Here is an 18,112-nt window from a genome sequence, read left to right as displayed (position 1 = left end):
AAATTCCTCTCATTATCGCTCAACAAATAAACCGATGAAACGACTTATAAAAGAGGATTTTTCGTCGGAGTACCCGCTTTCCTAGGATATTTTGTCGGTGTTTGTTTTATTTTTTTTATAATGACAATATTATGCGTAATCTCACTGAATGGCAGCGGTATATCTATTTTTTCTACAATCTTTCCTCCCAATATTTCAATGGCTTTCTCCGCCCTTTTCATTTCTTCTTCGATATTTGGACCCTTCTGTGCAATGAAGAACCCCCCTATCTTTACAAAGGGTATGCAGTACTCTGCTAGGCTATTCAATTCTGCCACCGCCCTAGCTACAGCAACATCATACCTTTCTCGGTAATTTTTATTATTTCCGTAGTCTTCAGCTCTTCCATGTAAAAATTCTACGCTTTTCAATCCAAGGGTTTCACATACCGCTTGTAAAAAATGTATCCGTTTGTTCAGAGAATCTAATAGGGTCAACTGAATGTCTGTATAATACACCTTTAGGGGAATTCCTGGAAATCCGGCCCCAGTACCCACATCAATAATTTTTACCTCATTCTTTAAAGGGGATGCCTTTACACAGGATAAAGAATCAAGAAAGTGCTTAATCATCACATCTTTTTCCTCTGTAATGGCAGTCAGATTTATCTTTTCATTCCATTCTAAAAGCAGTTCTTTATACTTTACCAGCTGCTGCCCTTGCTGTTCCGTTAGCTCGATCCCTAAGGCCTTAGACCCCTCTTTCAGTATGTCCATGCTATTCAACCCCATCACCCTTCCTTCTTCTCTGCTGCTCTAAGTAAACCAACAGTACGGAAACGTCTGCAGGAGAAACGCCGGATATTCTTGATGCTTGACCCATAGAAAGCGGCTTAATAGCATTTAACTTCTGCCTGGCTTCCAGCCGCAGTCCTTCAATCTTATGATAATCAATTTCTGGATCTAACCTTTTGCTTTCCAGTTTTTTAAACTGTTCAATTTGCTTTAACTGCTTATCAATATAGCCTTCATACTTGGTTTGTATTTCGCACTGCCTGATTACATGCTCAGGCAGGAACTTTCTTCCGGTATCAAGTGGATGAATGTTGTCATAAGTCAGCTCCGGGCGCTTCAGTAGGTCATATAGAGAAATGCTGCTTTTAATGGTTGCGCTCTCCATTTTTTCTAAAAATTCATTGCCCTTTTCAGGTGTTATAAATACTTCCCTTAAACGCGCTAATTCCTGCTCTACCTCTTGTTTACGCTTTAAATATCTTTGGTATCGCGCTTCCTTTACTAAGCCTATTTGATACCCCTTCTCTGTTAATCTCAAATCTGCATTGTCTTGACGCAGTACCAGTCGATATTCTGCTCTTGAAGTCATCATGCGATAGGGTTCATTGGTTCCCTTCGTAACGAGATCATCAATTAATACACCAATATAAGCCTCTGACCGGTCCAGTACAAAGGGCTCTTTTTCCTGTATCTTTAAAGCAGCATTAATCCCCGCGATTAACCCTTGTGCTGCAGCTTCCTCATATCCTGAAGTACCATTAAACTGTCCTGCAGAAAAAAGGAACGGAATATCCTTGCACTCCAAGGTTAGCTTCAACTGGGTGGGGTCTACACAATCATATTCGATGGCATAGGCGGGCCGCAAAATCTTTGCATCCTCTAATCCAGGTATAGTTCTTAAAAAACGAATTTGTACATCCTCCGGCAAACTGGTAGACATTCCTTGCACATACATTTCGTTGGTATCTAGGCCCTCTGGCTCAATAAAGAGCTGATGTCTTTCCTTATCCGCAAATCTTACAACCTTGTCCTCTATGGATGGACAATATCTTGGCCCTGTTCCCTCTATATCTCCGCCATACATGGCAGAACGATGAAGGTTTTGACGAATTACATCATGGGTATTTTGATTGGTATAAGTTAGCCAACAAGGCTCCTGCTCCCGTTGAAGATCTTCATTCATAAAAGAAAATGGTACAATTTCTTCATCTCCCGGCTGAATTTCCATTTTACTAAAATCCAGGGTCTTTTTATCTACACGGGCTGGAGTCCCTGTCTTAAATCTTCTCATTTGCAACTTCAGCTGCTTTAGGTTTTTTGTCAGTTCATTAGAAGGTGCTAGCCCATTGGGGCCGCTTTCGTAGTTTACACCACCGATAAAAATTTTTCCCCCTAAATATGTACCTGTAGCCAGTATCACTGCCTTTGTATAATATATAGCACCGGTTCTCATGAGTACACCAACGACTCGATTTTCTTCCATCAATAGAGAAACCACTTCACCCTGTTTTAGATCAAGATGCTCTTCATTTTCTACAACCTTTTTCATTTCTACGTGGTATCGCAGCTTATCTGCTTGAGCACGCAAAGAATGTACTGCAGGACCCTTTGCTGTATTCAGCATTCTACTTTGTATAAAAGCCTTGTCAATATTACGGCCCATTTCTCCACCTAATGCATCAATCTCTCTCACCAAATGTCCCTTTCCGGTACCGCCAATAGCCGGGTTACAGGGCATCATCGCAATAGAATCCAGGTTTATACATAGAAGCAGGGTTTTGCATCCCATTCTGGCTGCTGCCAGTGCAGCTTCACAGCCTGCATGACCAGCCCCTACCACAATTACCTCATAGGTTCCAGCCTCAAATTGTTCCCGCATAACGCTTTTCCTCCTTATTTTCCTAAACAGAAGTTGGCAAATATTTTATCAATCAAATCTTCACCTACTGTATCTCCTGTTATTTCACCTAAATAATCCCACGTATTCTTTACATCCACTTCGATAAAGTCTAAGGGCATGCCACTATCGATAGCTCTAATCGCATCCTCCATGCTTCTTTTCCCGCGCTCTAATGCATTTTTATGGCGTGTATTGGTTACAAGAGAATGATCCTGATGCTTCACTTCCCCACCATAGACCATTTTAACAATAGCATCTTCCAGCTCATGAAGACCCTTTTCTTCTAATACAGATATGGGAATAATCCTTTTTCCCGGCAGCAGTTCTTTAATCTTATTCTCTTCCAACTTTGAAGGCAGGTCTATTTTATTGATCAGAACAATGGCATCCCGGTGCTCAACCAGCTGCATGATTTGTTCATCCTCTGTAGATAGCGGCTCTGCTGCATTGAGTACAAAAATAATTAGGTCTGCACGGTTGAAAAATTCTTTACTTCTCTCTACTCCGATTTTTTCGATTAGGTCCTCTGTTTCCCTTATTCCTGCAGTATCAATAATTCTTAATGGAATTCCTTGTATATTTACATACTCTTCAATTACATCTCTGGTAGTACCTGGAATATCGGTAACAATCGCTCTCGATTCCCGCAGCAGTGCATTCATTAAGGAAGATTTTCCAACATTAGGCTTCCCGATAATTACAGTGCTAAGGCCTTCACGTATTATTTTTCCCGCATGGGCAGTTTTCAACAGGCCTTCTATATTTTGTTCAATACCTTCAGCCTGTTCTTTTAAAGTACGATATGTAAGTTCCTCTATATCCTCATCAGGAAAGTCAATATTTACTGTTATATGAGCCAACATTTCCAAAAGCTTGTCCCGAATAACCTTAACCTCTTTCGACAGACTTCCTTCCAATTGCCCTAAAGCTACATCAAAACCTACATCGGTTTTAGCCCTTATTAGATCCATTACTGCTTCTGCTTGAGCTAAATCAATTCTACCGTTTAAAAATGCTCTTTTCGTAAATTCACCAGGTTCAGCGGTTCTTGCCCCATGTCTCAGCACCAATTCTAATATCTTTCTTACAGGAACAATGCCGCCATGACAATCAATCTCTGTTACATCCTCTGCTGTATAAGTATAAGGTGCCTTCATATAGGTAACCAGTACTTCATCGACTCTACTTTTTGTATCTGGATCTACAATATGTCCATGGGTTAATCTTCTACCGGCATACTCCAATATACTACTTCCCCTGGTGGGCACAAATAGCTTATCTAATATGGCCACTGCATCAGGTCCACTCATACGAACAATCCCTATACCCGCTTCTCCCGGGGCTGTTCCAATGGCAGCAATGGTATCATCTATCATAAACTCACCTCATTTTCTTAGCTGCTTCTATATATTATACCAATTTTTAATTAAAAGGATAACAAAACCCAGTATAGCTACTGGGTTTTAATTGAAGAAATCTTACTTTAAATTTATTTCAGTGAAATGACAACCTTACGATAAGGTTCTTCTCCCTCACTTCTGGTAATAATACCGGAGTGATTCTGCAGCGCGGCATGAATGATTCTACGCTCATAGGGATTCATTGGTTCCAGTACAATCTCTTTTCTGTGTGTCTTTACATTATGGGCTAATCGATTGGCTAAACGGATAAGGGTTTGCTCTCTTTTTCTACGATAATCTTCCGTATCAACCAAAACCCTTAAATAGTTTTCACGATCTTTATTCACTACAAGGCTTACCAAGTATTGGATAGAGTCCAAAGTTTGTCCTCTTCTGCCAATTAATACACCCATATCCGGCCCAAATACATCAATATACAGATTGTCTCCCTTAAGCTTTGTTTTAAACTCAGCTTTTAATCCCATCGTTTTCAATACATCTCTTAGAAAATTAACTGCTGATTCTTCAGGATTATCTTTGACGATTACCTTAACTTTAGCCTGCTTTGTACCAATTAGTCCGAATATCCCTCTACTGGCTTCTTCCAAAACCTCAACTTCTACCTGATCCCTTGTAACCTTAAGTTCTTCCAGGGCGGCAATTACCGCTTCCGCTACGGTTTTTCCGGTTTTTTCTACGAACTTCATACTAATTAGACTCCTCCTTAGGGGTACCAGCTTTCGGTATTACATACTGTTGTGCCATCTGGAACAAGTTACTTACAACCCAGTATAAGGTCAATCCTGCGGGGAAACTTCTACCCCACCATAAAATCATAACCGGAAATATGGTGTTCATCATCTTCATGCTAGGATTTTGTGCTGCACCTGGATTGGAAGCTGTATTCATAGAAAAATATGTTGTAATACCAGCCAACACTGGTAGTATAATCTTATCAGGTTCACTTAAATTAGGAATCCAAAGGAATGACTCATTTACAGCCTGGACAAAATTAGGATCTGCAATGTGTTTTATAGGTTCTCTTAGAACAGCAAATAGACCGAAGATGATCGGCATTTGAATCAATAGTGGCAAGCACCCACCTAGGGGATTCACTTTATATTCCTTATATAGTTCCATGGTTTTTACATTTAATGTTTCTTTATCATTTTTGTATTTATTCTGCAGCTCTTTTAACTTCGGCTGCATGTCTGCCATCATTTTTGTCTGTTTTAGCTGTTGAAAGGTTAATGGTAGCAATAGTAGCTTAACGATAATTGTAAAGAATATAATAGATATCCCGTAATTCCCTATTAATCCATATAGAAAGTTCAACAGCATTCCTAACGGTTTTGCGATCAATACGTTTACCCCCTATCGACACTATTTTAAAGGATCATACCCACCGGTATGAAAGGGATGACATTTCAAAATTCGCTTGATACTTAGATATCCGCCTTTTACTGCACCATACTTTTCAAAGGCTTCCAAAGCATACTGGGAGCAAGTGGGATAAAACCTACAGCTTGGCGCTTTCAAGGGTGAAATATATTTGCGATAAAACTTTACCAGTAGAATAAAGATATGTTTCAAATTTCTTCACCTATTTCAGTAGCTTAGACTTTTTAAAAAGGTGTACCATCGCCTTTTCTATCTCTATGTAAGAAGCATCCTTACTATTTACTCTAGCGATAAATACGAGGTCATATCCTTGTTCCAACTTTTCTGCCACAGTGCGGAAGCTTTCCTTCATCAATCTCCTGACACGATTACGTACAACACTTTTTCCAACTTTTTTACTAGCTGAAAAGCCAATTTTGTTGTAATTTTTCCCATTTTTCATCATAAAAAGTACTAAGTATCGATTTGCCAGCGAGGATCCTTTAGCATAAACCTTTTTAAATTCTGTGTTCTTTTTTAAGCGCATAGCGTCCTTCATCCAATATGCCTTCTTTCAATGGGGAAAAGATCTGGAAACGTTTATCCTTCCGATACTTTATACTTCCTTAAGCAGTGTGCTACATTAAGAAGGTATTTGGCCTTGATCTCTGAGCAACAACGAATTATAGAAAAAGGCCACTGTATGCGGCCTTATGCAGTCAATCTCTTTCTGCCTTTTAATCTTCTTCTTTTTAATACATTTCTTCCAGGCTTGGAACTCATTCTTTTTCTAAATCCATGTTCTTTCTTTCTTTGTCTTGTTTTTGGCTGATAAGTTCTTTTCATCGAAAACACCCCCTTCAAAATCTGTCTATATATTGAAAAGATTATATACCCTTAAAAATGAGCATTTACTAAATAATTATACCGTTGTCCTCCCTATCTGTCAAGGAAGTTCTTTTTTTGTGGATAAATTTATGCCCAGTCTTTTTTGTTGTGGATAATTTTTGGTTTACGATTGAATTTCCCCATAAATTTTGATATGATAGTATAAAACTGTTGATATGTGGAAAATGTCTTTCACAAATCCACTTTTATGCACAGGTTGTGGATAAAAGTGTGTATAACTTGATTTACTTTCTCTTATTTCTTGATTTTTTCCCATAAAGCCTTGTGAATAGTTTATACATTTTCTTTATTATAAATGTGTACAAGCCTTTTTGTGCTTTATTATATATTTGCTGTGTCAAAAATATCCACAACGTTATTCATTTCCTAGATATAAAAAATTATACATCAAAAACCATACAGCGAATACAAAATATCCACAAAATCTGTTGATAATCTGTGGATATTGATTTTTATTCAACTCCTATTTCAAAAATTTTTTCTATTGGATGGGGTTGTTTTTCATTTACTATTGAGTAGGGGGCTGTAACATGAGTAAAAATTTACACGAAATGTGGGAAAAGTCATTAAGTCTCATTAAGACAGAGCTTACAGAGGTTAGCTTCAATACTTGGTTAAAACCAATTGAACCAATGAGTATTAACGGCAATACAATCGTTCTTGCCGTAGCCAATGACTTTTCAAAGGGTATTTTAGAAGCAAGGTATGCCAGCTTAATCATTAATGCCCTAAAACAGATTACCGCTATAGAATACAAGCTTGAATTTATTGTTCCTGGCAGCGAAAAATATATAAAATATTCCCAGACAAGTCATCAGCCAAAAAATACAGATACCTTTGATACTTTAAACTTAAATCCTAAATATGTTTTTGATACCTTTGTAATCGGCAATAGTAACCGATTTGCTCATGCAGCTTCTCTAGCTGTTGCGGAAGCACCAGCGAAAGCCTACAATCCACTTTTTATTTATGGGGGCGTAGGATTAGGCAAGACGCACTTGATGCACGCGATCGGCCACTATATATTGAGTCAAAATCCCAGTGCCAAGGTAGTATATGTTTCTTCAGAAAAATTCACGAATGAGCTCATCAACTCCATCCGTGATGATAAAAATGTGGAGTTTCGAAATAGATACAGAACTGTAGATGTATTATTGGTCGACGATATTCAATTTATCGCCGGTAAAGAGAGGACCCAGGAAGAATTTTTCCACACCTTCAATGCCCTCCATGAAGCCAATAAACAAATTATCATTTCTAGTGATCGGCCTCCAAAAGAAATTCCTACCCTAGAAGACCGTTTGCGCTCTCGCTTCGAATGGGGTTTAATTACCGATATTCAGCCACCTGATTTAGAGACAAGAATCGCCATTCTTCGAAAAAAAGCTGAAGTTGAAGGTATTGACGTTCCTAACGAAGTGATGCTGCACATTGCCAAAAAAATTCAATCCAACATTCGTGAGCTAGAAGGAGCCCTAATCCGAATCGTTGCCTATTCCTCCTTAACCAATAAGGAGGTTACTGTCGAACTGGCCAGTGAAGCCCTAAAGGATATCATTTCCTCTAAACCAAAGCAGATTACTGTACCTTTAATTAAAGAGGTTGTATCTGAACATTGTGGTGTAAAGATGGATGATTTCAATTCTAAAAGAAGAACCCGCTCCATCTCTTATCCAAGGCAGATTGCCATGTATCTTTGCCGAGAGCTTACAGATCTGTCTCTTCCTAAAATTGGTGATGAATTTGGCGGGCGAGATCATACAACGGTTATTCATGCCCATGAAAAGATCACTCAGGATATTGAAAATGATATGGATATCAAAATAAAGATAGAAAATATCATCAAAGATATAAAAGGAAAGTAATGCACATCAGTATGTTGGCATCTATCGAATAAGTTGTGTATAAGTACGGAGCAATTTTACTCCCTTGTATATGTGGATAACTTTTCATAAATTGCACACAGCTAAAAAAATTTTCAAACACAGCATTTATCCTTGCTTAATAGGGTTATCCACAAATCTACAGCCCCTATTACTATTACTACTAAAAATTTATATATTTATATACCTTTTATAACAGAGGAGGTTATCCACAGATGAAATTTATATGCAGCCAAAAACAATTGGCTTCAGCTATTACCATCGTTCAAAAAGCAGTTTCATCAAAAACCACATTACCTATTTTGAAGGGGATATTATTAGAAACTGTTGGACAAAAACTTAAGCTTGTAGGTACAGATTTAGAAATTGGAATTGAACAGACCATAGATGCAGAAATTCTTTCAGAAGGATCCATTGTAATTTCTTCAAAAATATTGGGAGAAATTATCAGAAAACTACCGGATGCAGAGGTTGAGTTCTCAATTGATAATGATCACAACACAGTTATTCATTGTGAGAATTCTGAATTTACATTGGTTGGACAGCCTGCTGTAGAATTTCCAGAGTTACCGGTCGTAGAAGAAGAGCATGCCTATCAAATTTCCCAAGATCTTTTTAAGAATATGATCCGTCAAACTGCATTTGCAACTGCGCTAGATGAAACAAGGCCGATCTTAACAGGTGTATTAATGGAAATTGCTGAAAATAGCATTAATATGGTAGCACTAGACGGTTATCGATTAGCTTTTAGACAGGGAACAATCAAAAGTTATGAAAACAGCAGGGCGGTTATTCCAGGAAAAACACTTAATGAAATTCACCGTATTATCTCTGATGAAGATACTGCAGATGTTGAATTATTCTTTACAGACAAGCATGTACTATTTCAGATGAAAGATATTAAGGTAATCTCTAGACTGTTAGAAGGTGAATTCATTAACTATAAGCAAATTTTGCCAAAAGAATATAAGTCTAGGGTAAAGGTTAAAACCAGAAATCTGTTGGATAGTATGGAGCGGGCATCCTTACTTGCAAAGGAAGGGAAAAATAACTTGGTAAAATTCTCTATTAAGGATGAAACCATGACCATCACTTCCAATGCGGAAATCGGAAGAGTATACGAAACCTTAAACATAGAATTGGAAGGTCAGGATTTGGATATTGGATTTAATTCAAAATACTTCTTAGATGTCTTAAAGATCATTGATAGTGAGGAAATCTATCTGGAATTTACAACAAATGTAAGCCCTTGTATTGTAAAACCAACAGATACGCAGAATTATACATACCTCATTTTACCGGTGAGATTGGCTAACTAATAAAGGAGTTTTCTGTACTGCGGTATAGAAAACTCCTTTTCAAGGTAAATAAAGGTATTTATTTGAATGCAATGGCAAGCTTTTGGTACAAAATAAAGTAGTAGAAGAATGATTTTTGAGCAAGGGGATGTGTATAATGAAAAAGATAAAAATAGAGGAAGATATCATTAAACTAGATTCTTTATTGAAGTTGGCTGATTTTGCCCAGACAGGAGGTCATGCAAAGTTTATGATCCAAGAGGGGCTGGTAAAGGTAAATGGTACCGTTGAATACCAAAGAGGCAAAAAAATTAAGCCAGGAGATCAGGTAAGCGTAGAAGGGGAAGTCATTACGGTTATTCGATAAATAAACCATTATAAAGATAGGTTTGTTACTTCCATCGGAGCTGTGGGGTGTTTTTTTGTGTATATAAAAAACTTAAAGTTAATTAACTTTAGAAACTATCACCAATTAGAATTATCTCTTCATCCTAAGGTAAATATTTTTGTAGGAGATAACGCCCAAGGGAAAACAAATATTTTGGAAGCTATCTATATGACCGCATCAGGAAAATCTTTCCGTACAATCAAAGATAGAGAAATTATTAAAATGGATAAGCAGCAAGGGTATATAAAAATAGAGGGTGAAAAAAGATATGGAAAAGTTACGGTAGAGATAAAGTTAGAAGAAGAAAAGAAAAAACAAGTTAAAGTAAATGGTTTAACTTCAACAAAACGTACAGAACTTCTAGGAAACGTATATGTTGTCATTTTTTCACCGGAAGATTTGAAGTTAGTTAAGGAAGGACCAGCAGAACGAAGAAGATTTATTGATCAGGAGCTTTCAAATATTAAACCAAAATATTTTCATCATTTACATCAATATCATAAGGTTTTGATGCAGAGGAATAATCTTTTAAAGAAAATATATCAAAATAAGAAATATATGGATACCCTTGATATTTGGGATGAAAAGCTGGCAGAATTGGGAGCTCGGTTAATGTTTGAAAGGTTAAGCTTTATCAATCGACTGAGTATGTTAAGTAAGTTGGTTCACCGGAAGATTACTGACAATAGAGAAACCCTTGAACTAAGGTACCAGAGCAGTATTCCAATGAAAAAGAATGATGAAGAAATGAAAGCCTTTTTTATAGAAAAGTTAAAAGAATCACAGGAGAAGGATGTGAATAGAGGGAGTACTACACTTGGCCCTCATCGAGATGACTTGGGCCTCTATGTAAATGGGATTGATATCCGGGTTTTTGGTTCACAGGGTCAGCAACGCACCACTGCTTTAGCTTTAAAACTGGCAGAAATTGAGTTAGTGAAGGGAGAAACAGGAGAATATCCAATTCTTTTATTGGATGATGTAATGTCGGAGCTAGATCAAAAAAGACAACAGTTCTTAATCAAAAGTCTTCGGGATATTCAAACCTTTGTAACGACTACAGAGCTAAATAGCTTGGAGACAATGGAATTTAGCGATAAATCAATATTTTATGTAGAAAATGCAAATGTAAAATATTATGCAAAGGACTAAAGTATCGGTTCTGTGAAATAAGATGAATATTTCTTTTATATAGAACCATAAAAGGTTATAATATAATTTGGATAAATTTTGTAAGGAGGCGTTGAGATGTTCCTTCATTTGGGTGGAGATATCGTTATTCCCATTAGTGATATTGTTTCCATCATAGATATGGGTACTTTGACGAAATCGAAAGATAATAAGGAGTTCTTTAAGATTGCGGAAGAAGAGGGATTTGTTTACCGTATTTCAGGAGAAAAACCAAAGTCCTGTGTGATTACAGAAAGAATAGAGAGCGGAAAAAAAGGATCAAAAGATACGGTAAAATCTATTATTTATTATTCACCCATTTCATCAACAACACTCCAAAAAAGGGCCGGATTTATTGATGAGATTCATATATAGTGTGAAAAATTGTGAAGATCAAAAGGCAGCTACTGATTCTTAAAATGGAGAAAGAGGAGTGGTTGAGTCTGTAGTTTTTTTGTGAAAGTGAGTCGTATTCACAAGAAGTAAATCGTAGGGGGTAAAAAACATGGAAAAAATAAATCAAGAATATGGCGCTGAACAGATTCAAGTATTGGAAGGATTAGAACCAGTTCGGAAAAGGCCGGGCATGTATATCGGCTCTACAGGACCAAAAGGCCTGCATCATCTGGTATATGAGATTGTAGATAATAGTATAGATGAGGCTTTAGCTGGTTATTGCAAAAATATTGATATCATTATCGGTAAGAACAATACGATTCGTGTCAGTGATGATGGAAGAGGTATGCCCGTGGATATACATCCAAAGATGGGCAAACCTGCTGTGGAGGTTATTCATACAGTTCTTCATGCGGGAGGAAAATTTGGCGGCGGAGGATACAAAGTATCCGGAGGGCTTCACGGCGTGGGTGCTTCTGTTGTAAATGCCCTGTCAGAATGGATGGAAGTTACCGTCAAAAGAGAGGGTAAAATCTATCGCCAGAGATATGAGAGAGGGCATACGGTTACAGCGCTTGAAGTGGTCGGAGAGGCGGAGGAAACGGGCTCCAGTACTATTTTTCTTGCGGATTCCCAGATATTTGAAGAGGTACTTTATAAATTTGATACATTAGAGCATCGATTAAGAGAAATGGCATTCTTAAATAAAGGAATCAGAATTAGCCTGACCGATGAAAGGGAGGAAACACCTAAAAAGGTTGTTTTTCATTATGAAGGCGGTATTAAGGAGTTTGTAAAATATCTAAATAAGAATAAGGATATTGTCAACAATACAATTGTGTATTTCGAAGGCAGTAAAGAAGGCTCTTATGCAGAAGTTGCCATGCAGTACACAGATACCTATACAGAAAATATATTCTCTTTTGCAAACAATATTAATACCCATGAGGGGGGCAGCCATTTAATCGGCTTTAAATCTGCTCTTACCCGTGTAGTGAATGATTATGCCCGAAAGAGCAATATATTAAAGGAAAAAGAAGAAAATTTGACAGGAGAGGATATCCGTGAAGGATTAACGGCTATTATATCTGTCAAGCTGACAGAACCACAGTTTGAAGGACAAACGAAGACAAAGTTAGGCAATAGTGAAATGCGGGGAATTGTTGAAACAATTGCAACTGAAGCTTTACAGGCATTTTTGGAGGAGAATCCGGGAGAATCCAAAATCATAATAGAAAAAACAATACGAGCGGCAAGGGCTAGAGAAGCTGCAAGAAAAGCCAGAGAACTTACAAGAAGAAAAGGTTTGTTGGATAGCATGGCCTTACCGGGTAAGCTGGCTGACTGCTCTGAAAGAGATCCAAAATTAAGTGAGATTTTTCTAGTGGAAGGTGATTCTGCGGGAGGATCTGCAAAGCAGGGAAGGGACCGCCGAATTCAGGCAATTTTACCTCTAAGGGGAAAAATTTTGAATGTGGAGAAGGCCCGTCTGGATAAAATATTAAACTACAATGAAATCCGTGCGATGATCACGGCTTTCGGTTGTGGTATTGATGATGAATTTGATCTTGAAAAACTCCGTTATCATAAGATTGTTATTATGACCGATGCGGATGTAGATGGTGCCCACATCCGAACACTATTATTAACTTTCTTCTATCGTTATATGAAACCATTAGTAGATTATGGATATATTTATATTGCCCAACCACCTCTTTATAAAGTCAAAAAGGGGAAAGAAGAGCATTATGTGTATTCAGACAAGGAATTAGATAATTTATTAAATGAAATTGGAAGAACGGGAATCAGTTTACAGCGTTATAAAGGTTTAGGAGAAATGAACCCCGAACAGCTGTGGGATACCACCATGGATCCGGAAAAAAGGACTTTAATTCAAGTAACTGTAGATGATGCAGTGGCAGCAGATGAGATTTTTACTACACTTATGGGAGATAAAGTAAAACCTCGGAGAGACTTCATCGAAGAAAATGCAAAATATGTAAGTAATCTAGATGTGTAGTAAGGGGGCAGGAAGATGTTAGAACATATTGGTAATATTATGCAAGTAGATATTGAAGAAGAAATGAAAAAATCCTATATCGATTATGCTATGAGTGTAATCGTAGGACGTGCGCTGCCAGATGTAAGAGATGGTTTAAAGCCAGTTCATAGAAGAATCCTGTATGCGATGAATGAACTGGGATTAAGTCCTGAAAAGCCGCACAGAAAATCCGCACGTATCGTTGGGGATGTTCTCGGTAAGTATCATCCCCACGGAGACAGTTCTGTATATGAAGCAATGGTTCGGATGGCCCAGGATTTTTCAACTCGGTATTTACTTGTTGATGGTCACGGAAACTTTGGTTCTGTAGATGGAGATGGTGCTGCAGCCATGCGTTATACAGAAGCAAGACTTTCTAAACTGGCAGTGGAATTATTGAGAGATATCGGCAAAGAAACCGTGGATTATGCACCAAACTTTGATGAAACATTAAAAGAACCTGTAGTGCTTCCCAGTAGATATCCAAACCTGTTGGTGAATGGATCCAATGGAATTGCTGTTGGAATGGCAACATCTATTCCTCCGCATAATTTAGGAGAAGTCATTGATGCTACAGTAAAGCTAATTGATGATGAAGAGGCTACCGTTGAAGATTTGATTAAAATTGTAAAAGGTCCAGACTTTCCTACAGGAGCCACGATCATGGGGAAAGAATCCATTAAGGAAGCTTATCGTACTGGACAGGGACGAGTAGTCGTTCGTTCAAAAGTAGAAATTGAGCAAACTGCAAAAGGAAAAACGCAAATTATCGTCAATGAAATACCTTATCAGGTGAATAAAGCCAAAGTAATTGAAAAGATTGCTGAGCTGGTGAGAGATAAAAAAATAGAAGGAATTTCTGATTTAAGGGATGAAAGTGATCGCACTGGTATGCGAATTGTAATTGAAATCAAAAGAGACGCCAATGCGAATGTAGTTCTAAACAAGCTCTATAAGCATACGCAGCTGCAAGATACCTTTAGCATTATTATGATTGCTCTGGTAGACGGACAGCCAAAAATATTGAATCTATATGAAATGATCTATCATTATCTAGGTCATCAAAAAGATGTAATTCGAAGAAGAACAGAATATGACTTAGCTAAGGCAGAAGATCGTGCACATATATTAGAGGGGTTAAAGATAGCGCTAGACAATATTGATGAAGTAATTCAATTGATTAGAAGTTCTCCAAATGTGCAGACAGCTAAAGAAGGATTGATGAGCAGATTTAAGCTTTCAGAGAAACAGTCTCAAGCGATTCTGGATATGCGTCTGCAGCGGTTGACAGGACTGGAAAGAGAAAAAATTGAAGAAGAATATGAAGAGTTGATCAAGATGATCAATCATTTTAGAGAAATACTGGCCAATGAGAGACTTTTATTAAGTATCATCAAAGAAGAATTGTTGGAAATTAAAGATAAGTATAATGATGATAGAAGAACGATAATTGCTGCAGCGGCTGATGAAATTGATATGGAAGATTTAATTGATGAAGAGGACGTGGCGATCACTTTAACTCACTTCGGATATGTGAAAAGACTTCCTTCCAATACCTATAAGAGCCAACGAAGAGGCGGAAGAGGTGTTGCGGGTCATTCTACCCGGGAAGAGGATTTTGTAGAACACCTCTTCATTACATCTACCCATAACTACATCGTATTCTTTACAAATTTAGGAAGAGCTTATCGCTTAAAGGCATATGAAATTCCTGAGGCGAAGCGCCAAGCAAAAGGAACAGCTATCGTAAACCTGCTGCAGCTGCAGCCGAATGAAAAGGTTACGGCAGTCATTCCTATAAAAGAATTCGAGGATAATAAATTCCTGATTCTAGCTACCAAGACAGGAATAATCAAGAAAACTGAGCTATCTCAGTTTGATACCTCTAGAAAGTCGGGTATCGTGGCCATCAGTCTAAGAGATGATGATGAACTGATTAGTGTAAAACTAACAGATGGTGAAACAGAAATCATTATGGCTACTAGAGACGGTATGGCCATTCGATTTAATGAAAAAGATGTAAGAGATATGGGCCGTTCTGCCATGGGTGTAAAAGGAATGAGCCTTGACGAAGGGGATTATGTCGTTGCTATGGAACTGGTAGAAAAGGACAGTGATCTGCTGATTGTCAGCGAATACGGATTTGGAAAGAGAACTTCTCTAGATGAATACCGTATTCAATCCAGGGGAGGAAAGGGTCTAATCACTTATAATACAAAGGATAAAACCGGTATGGTAGTAGGTGCAAAGGTTGTAAATGATCAGGACGAAGTGATGTTGATCAGCACCGATGGTGTAATTATCCGTTTAGAGGTAAAAGGTATTTCAAGAATGGGAAGAAATACACAGGGTGTTACCTTGATGAAGGTAAGACAAGATACCAATATTGTTTCCATTGCTAAGGTAGCACAAGAATTTGAAGAAGAAAATGAATAATAATTATTAAGTAAAAATAAATAAAAAAATTATTTAAAACTTGTTTAATATATCAAAAAAGGGAAATATATAAAATAACAGAAGGTGATTCTAACACTTTTGTTTATGTCGGAGAGTAGAGTCGGCTTACTATACTTTCATTGGCATACATTGGACTTAAAACAACCCCCTTATTTGATATTTGCGCAAAAGCATGAAGCTTTTGCGTATTTTTTTTATAAACAACAAGCGGTTGTCATGGTTGACGAGAATCAATTTTATTTTTACAATAATAGTGTAAAAGAAACAAAGTTTTCTTTATTTTTACAATTAGTAATAAAAAGGTTTTTCATAAACATGTTTAATCGATTATGAATTGGGTAAAATCAAAAAAAGAAAGTTGGGGGGGTTTTTTGTGTCGTTAAAAATAAATACGCAATATTTGTCTGACAAAGATATATGGGTTGTAATGGTAGCTGGTGAAATAGATATTTACACAGCAAATTGTCTAAAAGAAACATTAATTAATTTAATTAATGAACGAAACACCGATATTCAAATTAATTGTGAAGAATTAGATTATATAGATAGTACGGGTTTAGGTGTGTTAATTGGAGCGTTAAAGCGTTTAAAACAGGATAATAAAAATATTATTATTACAAAACCAAAGCAAAATATTTCCAAGCTCCTCAATATTACAGGCCTTAACAAAATATTTATTATAGAAGGGTGAATGAAAGAATTATGAGCAACATAAAAATAATAGAGAAGGTGGAAGATCAAATGGGTGACAGCTTATCTATATCCTTACCGAATAAACCGGAGTATGTAAGTGTGGTTCGTTTAACAACTTCTGCCATTGCCAGCAGAATAGGTTTTAATGTTGAAGAAATTGAAGATATCAAGGTGGCAGTTGCAGAAGCCTGTACCAATGCGATTACCCATAGCAATTGCAGCCAAAATGAAAATTTCAATATTCTTTTTGCGGTGGATGAGCAAAAGATCGTGATAGAAGTGCAGGATCAGGGAACCGGTTTTTATTGTGAAGCTGTGGAAGAGCCGGATTTGACAAGTCCAAAGGAGGGAGGATTGGGTATTTTCATTATTAAATCTCTTATGGACGAAGTAGAAGTAGAATCAAACATTGGCAAAGGTACAACGATAAAAATGACTAAATATTTAGGGGATGATATTTAATGAAGAACGTAGCACCTGCTACCATGAACAGAGATTTAAATTCCCTAAAAGAGTATAATGAAAAAGAATTATTTAAACTATATGCAGCTACCAAGGATAAGGTAATTAGAAATGAATTGGTAAATCGTTATTTATATATTGCTGAGATCCTATCAAAAAAATATGTCAACCGTGGGATTGAATATGAGGATATTTACCAAGTAGCTTCCTTGGGTCTTATTTATGCCATTGAACGTTTTGATCTTAATAGGGGATTCGAATTTTCTAGCTTTGCAACACCGACAATTATAGGAGAAATAAAAAAACACTTCCGGGATAAGGGTTGGTCAATTAGGGTACCAAGAAGAATTCAAGAATTATCAAAAAAAGTAAATGCTGCAAGGGTAGTTTTAAATCAAACACTACAAAAAAATCCAAAAATTGAGGACATTGCAGAATATTTAGGATGCACAGCAGAGCAAGTTTTAGAGGCTATGGAAGCAAGTCAGGTCTATACGCCAAAATCTTTAGATCTAAGCTATGATTCCAATGGTGAGGATAAGGATCTACAGCTGATGGATCTAATTGGAGAAGATGACCGGCATTTTGATATGATTGAAAATCGAGATTTTATAACCAAATGCATGGATAAGCTGAATGAAGTAGAGATAAAAATCGTTAAGGATCGATTTTTTAAGAATAGGACGCAGATTCAGGTGGCTGATGAATTAGGTGTTTCTCAGATGACCATCTCCAGGATGGAGAAAAAGATCATTGAAAAATTTAGAAAAGAATTGGTGAGAATCAAAGATTTATAAAAAGGTTAAATGCAGATTAGGATTTGACCTTTTTATTTATATCTAAAAAAAGTATAAAGTCTAGAGCCAAGGCATTTTGAAGGCTCTTATTTTTTTGATTTAAAAATATAATTTTTTATTGTATCTCACTATGCTATAATAACCTAAGGTTGACAATAATTACGA

General features: G+C 37.0%; 18 protein-coding genes. 10 read left to right on the top strand and 8 right to left on the bottom strand.

What is annotated here, in order from left to right:
• Positions 1-44: 44 nt before the first annotated feature.
• The 8 genes from rsmG to rpmH form a co-directional block, all read right to left on the bottom strand.
• Positions 45-764 carry a 16S rRNA (guanine(527)-N(7))-methyltransferase RsmG gene (gene rsmG / locus Gferi_RS13300; protein WP_069981417.1) on the bottom strand — a complete coding sequence of 240 codons (720 nt, stop codon included), beginning with the start codon at positions 762-764 and terminating at the stop codon, positions 45-47.
• Positions 757-2,652 (bottom strand): tRNA uridine-5-carboxymethylaminomethyl(34) synthesis enzyme MnmG, encoded by a 1,896-nt coding sequence (gene mnmG / locus Gferi_RS13295; RefSeq protein ID WP_069977241.1) that lies wholly within the window; start codon positions 2,650-2,652, stop codon positions 757-759. Before mnmG ends, rsmG begins: the two co-directional genes overlap by 8 nt.
• A gap of 14 nt (positions 2,653-2,666) precedes the next feature.
• Complete coding sequence (gene mnmE / locus Gferi_RS13290; protein ID WP_069977239.1) at positions 2,667-4,049, bottom strand: tRNA uridine-5-carboxymethylaminomethyl(34) synthesis GTPase MnmE; 1,383 nt, start codon at positions 4,047-4,049, stop codon at positions 2,667-2,669.
• A 113-nt stretch (positions 4,050-4,162) separates the two neighbouring features.
• Positions 4,163-4,780, bottom strand: coding sequence for an RNA-binding cell elongation regulator Jag/EloR (gene jag / locus Gferi_RS13285; protein ID WP_069977232.1), 618 nt, complete (start codon positions 4,778-4,780; stop codon positions 4,163-4,165).
• A gap of 1 nt (position 4,781) precedes the next feature.
• The gene (locus Gferi_RS13280; RefSeq protein ID WP_236932730.1) at positions 4,782-5,435 is read right to left on the bottom strand and encodes a YidC/Oxa1 family membrane protein insertase; all 654 of its coding nucleotides are present in this window, start codon (positions 5,433-5,435) and stop codon (positions 4,782-4,784) included.
• Between the two features lie 21 nt (positions 5,436-5,456).
• Positions 5,457-5,666 carry a membrane protein insertion efficiency factor YidD gene (gene yidD, locus Gferi_RS13275; protein WP_069977222.1) on the bottom strand — a complete coding sequence of 70 codons (210 nt, stop codon included), beginning with the start codon at positions 5,664-5,666 and terminating at the stop codon, positions 5,457-5,459.
• A gap of 10 nt (positions 5,667-5,676) precedes the next feature.
• Positions 5,677-6,012, bottom strand: coding sequence for a ribonuclease P protein component (rnpA, locus tag Gferi_RS13270; RefSeq protein ID WP_069977220.1), 336 nt, complete (start codon positions 6,010-6,012; stop codon positions 5,677-5,679).
• A 152-nt stretch (positions 6,013-6,164) separates the two neighbouring features.
• Positions 6,165-6,299 (bottom strand): 50S ribosomal protein L34, encoded by a 135-nt coding sequence (gene rpmH / locus Gferi_RS13265; RefSeq protein ID WP_069977218.1) that lies wholly within the window; start codon positions 6,297-6,299, stop codon positions 6,165-6,167.
• 593 nt (positions 6,300-6,892) lie between these two features.
• Between rpmH and dnaA the strand changes: the two genes are divergently transcribed.
• From dnaA to Gferi_RS13210, 10 genes are all read left to right on the top strand, one after another.
• Positions 6,893-8,227 (top strand): chromosomal replication initiator protein DnaA, encoded by a 1,335-nt coding sequence (dnaA, locus tag Gferi_RS13260; RefSeq protein ID WP_069977216.1) that lies wholly within the window; start codon positions 6,893-6,895, stop codon positions 8,225-8,227.
• A gap of 233 nt (positions 8,228-8,460) precedes the next feature.
• Positions 8,461-9,564 carry a DNA polymerase III subunit beta gene (gene dnaN, locus Gferi_RS13255; protein ID WP_069977214.1) on the top strand — a complete coding sequence of 368 codons (1,104 nt, stop codon included), beginning with the start codon at positions 8,461-8,463 and terminating at the stop codon, positions 9,562-9,564.
• A gap of 136 nt (positions 9,565-9,700) precedes the next feature.
• Positions 9,701-9,910 (top strand): RNA-binding S4 domain-containing protein, encoded by a 210-nt coding sequence (locus Gferi_RS13250; protein ID WP_069977212.1) that lies wholly within the window; start codon positions 9,701-9,703, stop codon positions 9,908-9,910.
• Positions 9,911-9,967: 57 nt separating this feature from the next.
• Positions 9,968-11,083, top strand: a complete 1,116-nt coding sequence (gene recF, locus Gferi_RS13245; RefSeq protein WP_069977210.1) for a DNA replication/repair protein RecF — start codon at positions 9,968-9,970, stop codon at positions 11,081-11,083.
• A 96-nt stretch (positions 11,084-11,179) separates the two neighbouring features.
• Entirely contained in the window at positions 11,180-11,476 is a 297-nt protein-coding gene (gene remB / locus Gferi_RS13240) for an extracellular matrix regulator RemB (protein ID WP_069977208.1), read from the top strand.
• A gap of 130 nt (positions 11,477-11,606) precedes the next feature.
• Positions 11,607-13,517, top strand: a complete 1,911-nt coding sequence (gene gyrB / locus Gferi_RS13235; RefSeq protein WP_069977206.1) for a DNA topoisomerase (ATP-hydrolyzing) subunit B — start codon at positions 11,607-11,609, stop codon at positions 13,515-13,517.
• Between the two features lie 15 nt (positions 13,518-13,532).
• Positions 13,533-15,974, top strand: coding sequence for a DNA gyrase subunit A (gene gyrA, locus Gferi_RS13230; protein WP_069977204.1), 2,442 nt, complete (start codon positions 13,533-13,535; stop codon positions 15,972-15,974).
• 394 nt (positions 15,975-16,368) lie between these two features.
• On the top strand, positions 16,369-16,686 hold the full coding sequence (locus Gferi_RS13220) for an STAS domain-containing protein (protein ID WP_069977201.1): 318 nt from the start codon (positions 16,369-16,371) through the stop codon (positions 16,684-16,686).
• A gap of 11 nt (positions 16,687-16,697) precedes the next feature.
• Positions 16,698-17,150, top strand: coding sequence for an ATP-binding protein (locus Gferi_RS13215; RefSeq protein ID WP_069977199.1), 453 nt, complete (start codon positions 16,698-16,700; stop codon positions 17,148-17,150).
• Positions 17,150-17,947: a SigB/SigF/SigG family RNA polymerase sigma factor gene (locus Gferi_RS13210; RefSeq protein ID WP_083273544.1), complete on the top strand. Its 798-nt coding sequence runs from the start codon at positions 17,150-17,152 to the stop codon at positions 17,945-17,947. Before Gferi_RS13215 ends, Gferi_RS13210 begins: the two co-directional genes overlap by 1 nt.
• Positions 17,948-18,112: the final 165 nt, after the last annotated feature.

Origin of the sequence: Geosporobacter ferrireducens, assembly GCF_001750685.1 — a bacterium.
GTDB lineage: Bacteria > Bacillota > Clostridia > Peptostreptococcales > Thermotaleaceae > Geosporobacter > Geosporobacter ferrireducens.
The sequence above is the reverse complement of the archived record's forward strand: the minus strand, read 5'-3'. Positions and strand labels throughout refer to the sequence as shown.

Coding starts and splice junctions, on each gene's coding strand:
- gyrA (WP_069977204.1), top strand. CDS start 13,533: ATGTTAGAACATATTGGTAATATTATGCAAGTAGATATTGAAGAAGAA.
- remB (WP_069977208.1), top strand. CDS start 11,180: ATGTTCCTTCATTTGGGTGGAGATATCGTTATTCCCATTAGTGATATT.
- gyrB (WP_069977206.1), top strand. CDS start 11,607: ATGGAAAAAATAAATCAAGAATATGGCGCTGAACAGATTCAAGTATTG.
- Gferi_RS13215 (WP_069977199.1), top strand. CDS start 16,698: ATGAGCAACATAAAAATAATAGAGAAGGTGGAAGATCAAATGGGTGAC.
- dnaA (WP_069977216.1), top strand. CDS start 6,893: ATGAGTAAAAATTTACACGAAATGTGGGAAAAGTCATTAAGTCTCATT.
- jag (WP_069977232.1), bottom strand. CDS start 4,780: ATGAAGTTCGTAGAAAAAACCGGAAAAACCGTAGCGGAAGCGGTAATT.
- dnaN (WP_069977214.1), top strand. CDS start 8,461: ATGAAATTTATATGCAGCCAAAAACAATTGGCTTCAGCTATTACCATC.
- Gferi_RS13250 (WP_069977212.1), top strand. CDS start 9,701: ATGAAAAAGATAAAAATAGAGGAAGATATCATTAAACTAGATTCTTTA.
- mnmG (WP_069977241.1), bottom strand. CDS start 2,652: ATGCGGGAACAATTTGAGGCTGGAACCTATGAGGTAATTGTGGTAGGG.
- Gferi_RS13210 (WP_083273544.1), top strand. CDS start 17,150: ATGAAGAACGTAGCACCTGCTACCATGAACAGAGATTTAAATTCCCTA.
- rpmH (WP_069977218.1), bottom strand. CDS start 6,299: ATGAAAAGAACTTATCAGCCAAAAACAAGACAAAGAAAGAAAGAACAT.
- mnmE (WP_069977239.1), bottom strand. CDS start 4,049: ATGATAGATGATACCATTGCTGCCATTGGAACAGCCCCGGGAGAAGCG.
- rnpA (WP_069977220.1), bottom strand. CDS start 6,012: ATGAAGGACGCTATGCGCTTAAAAAAGAACACAGAATTTAAAAAGGTT.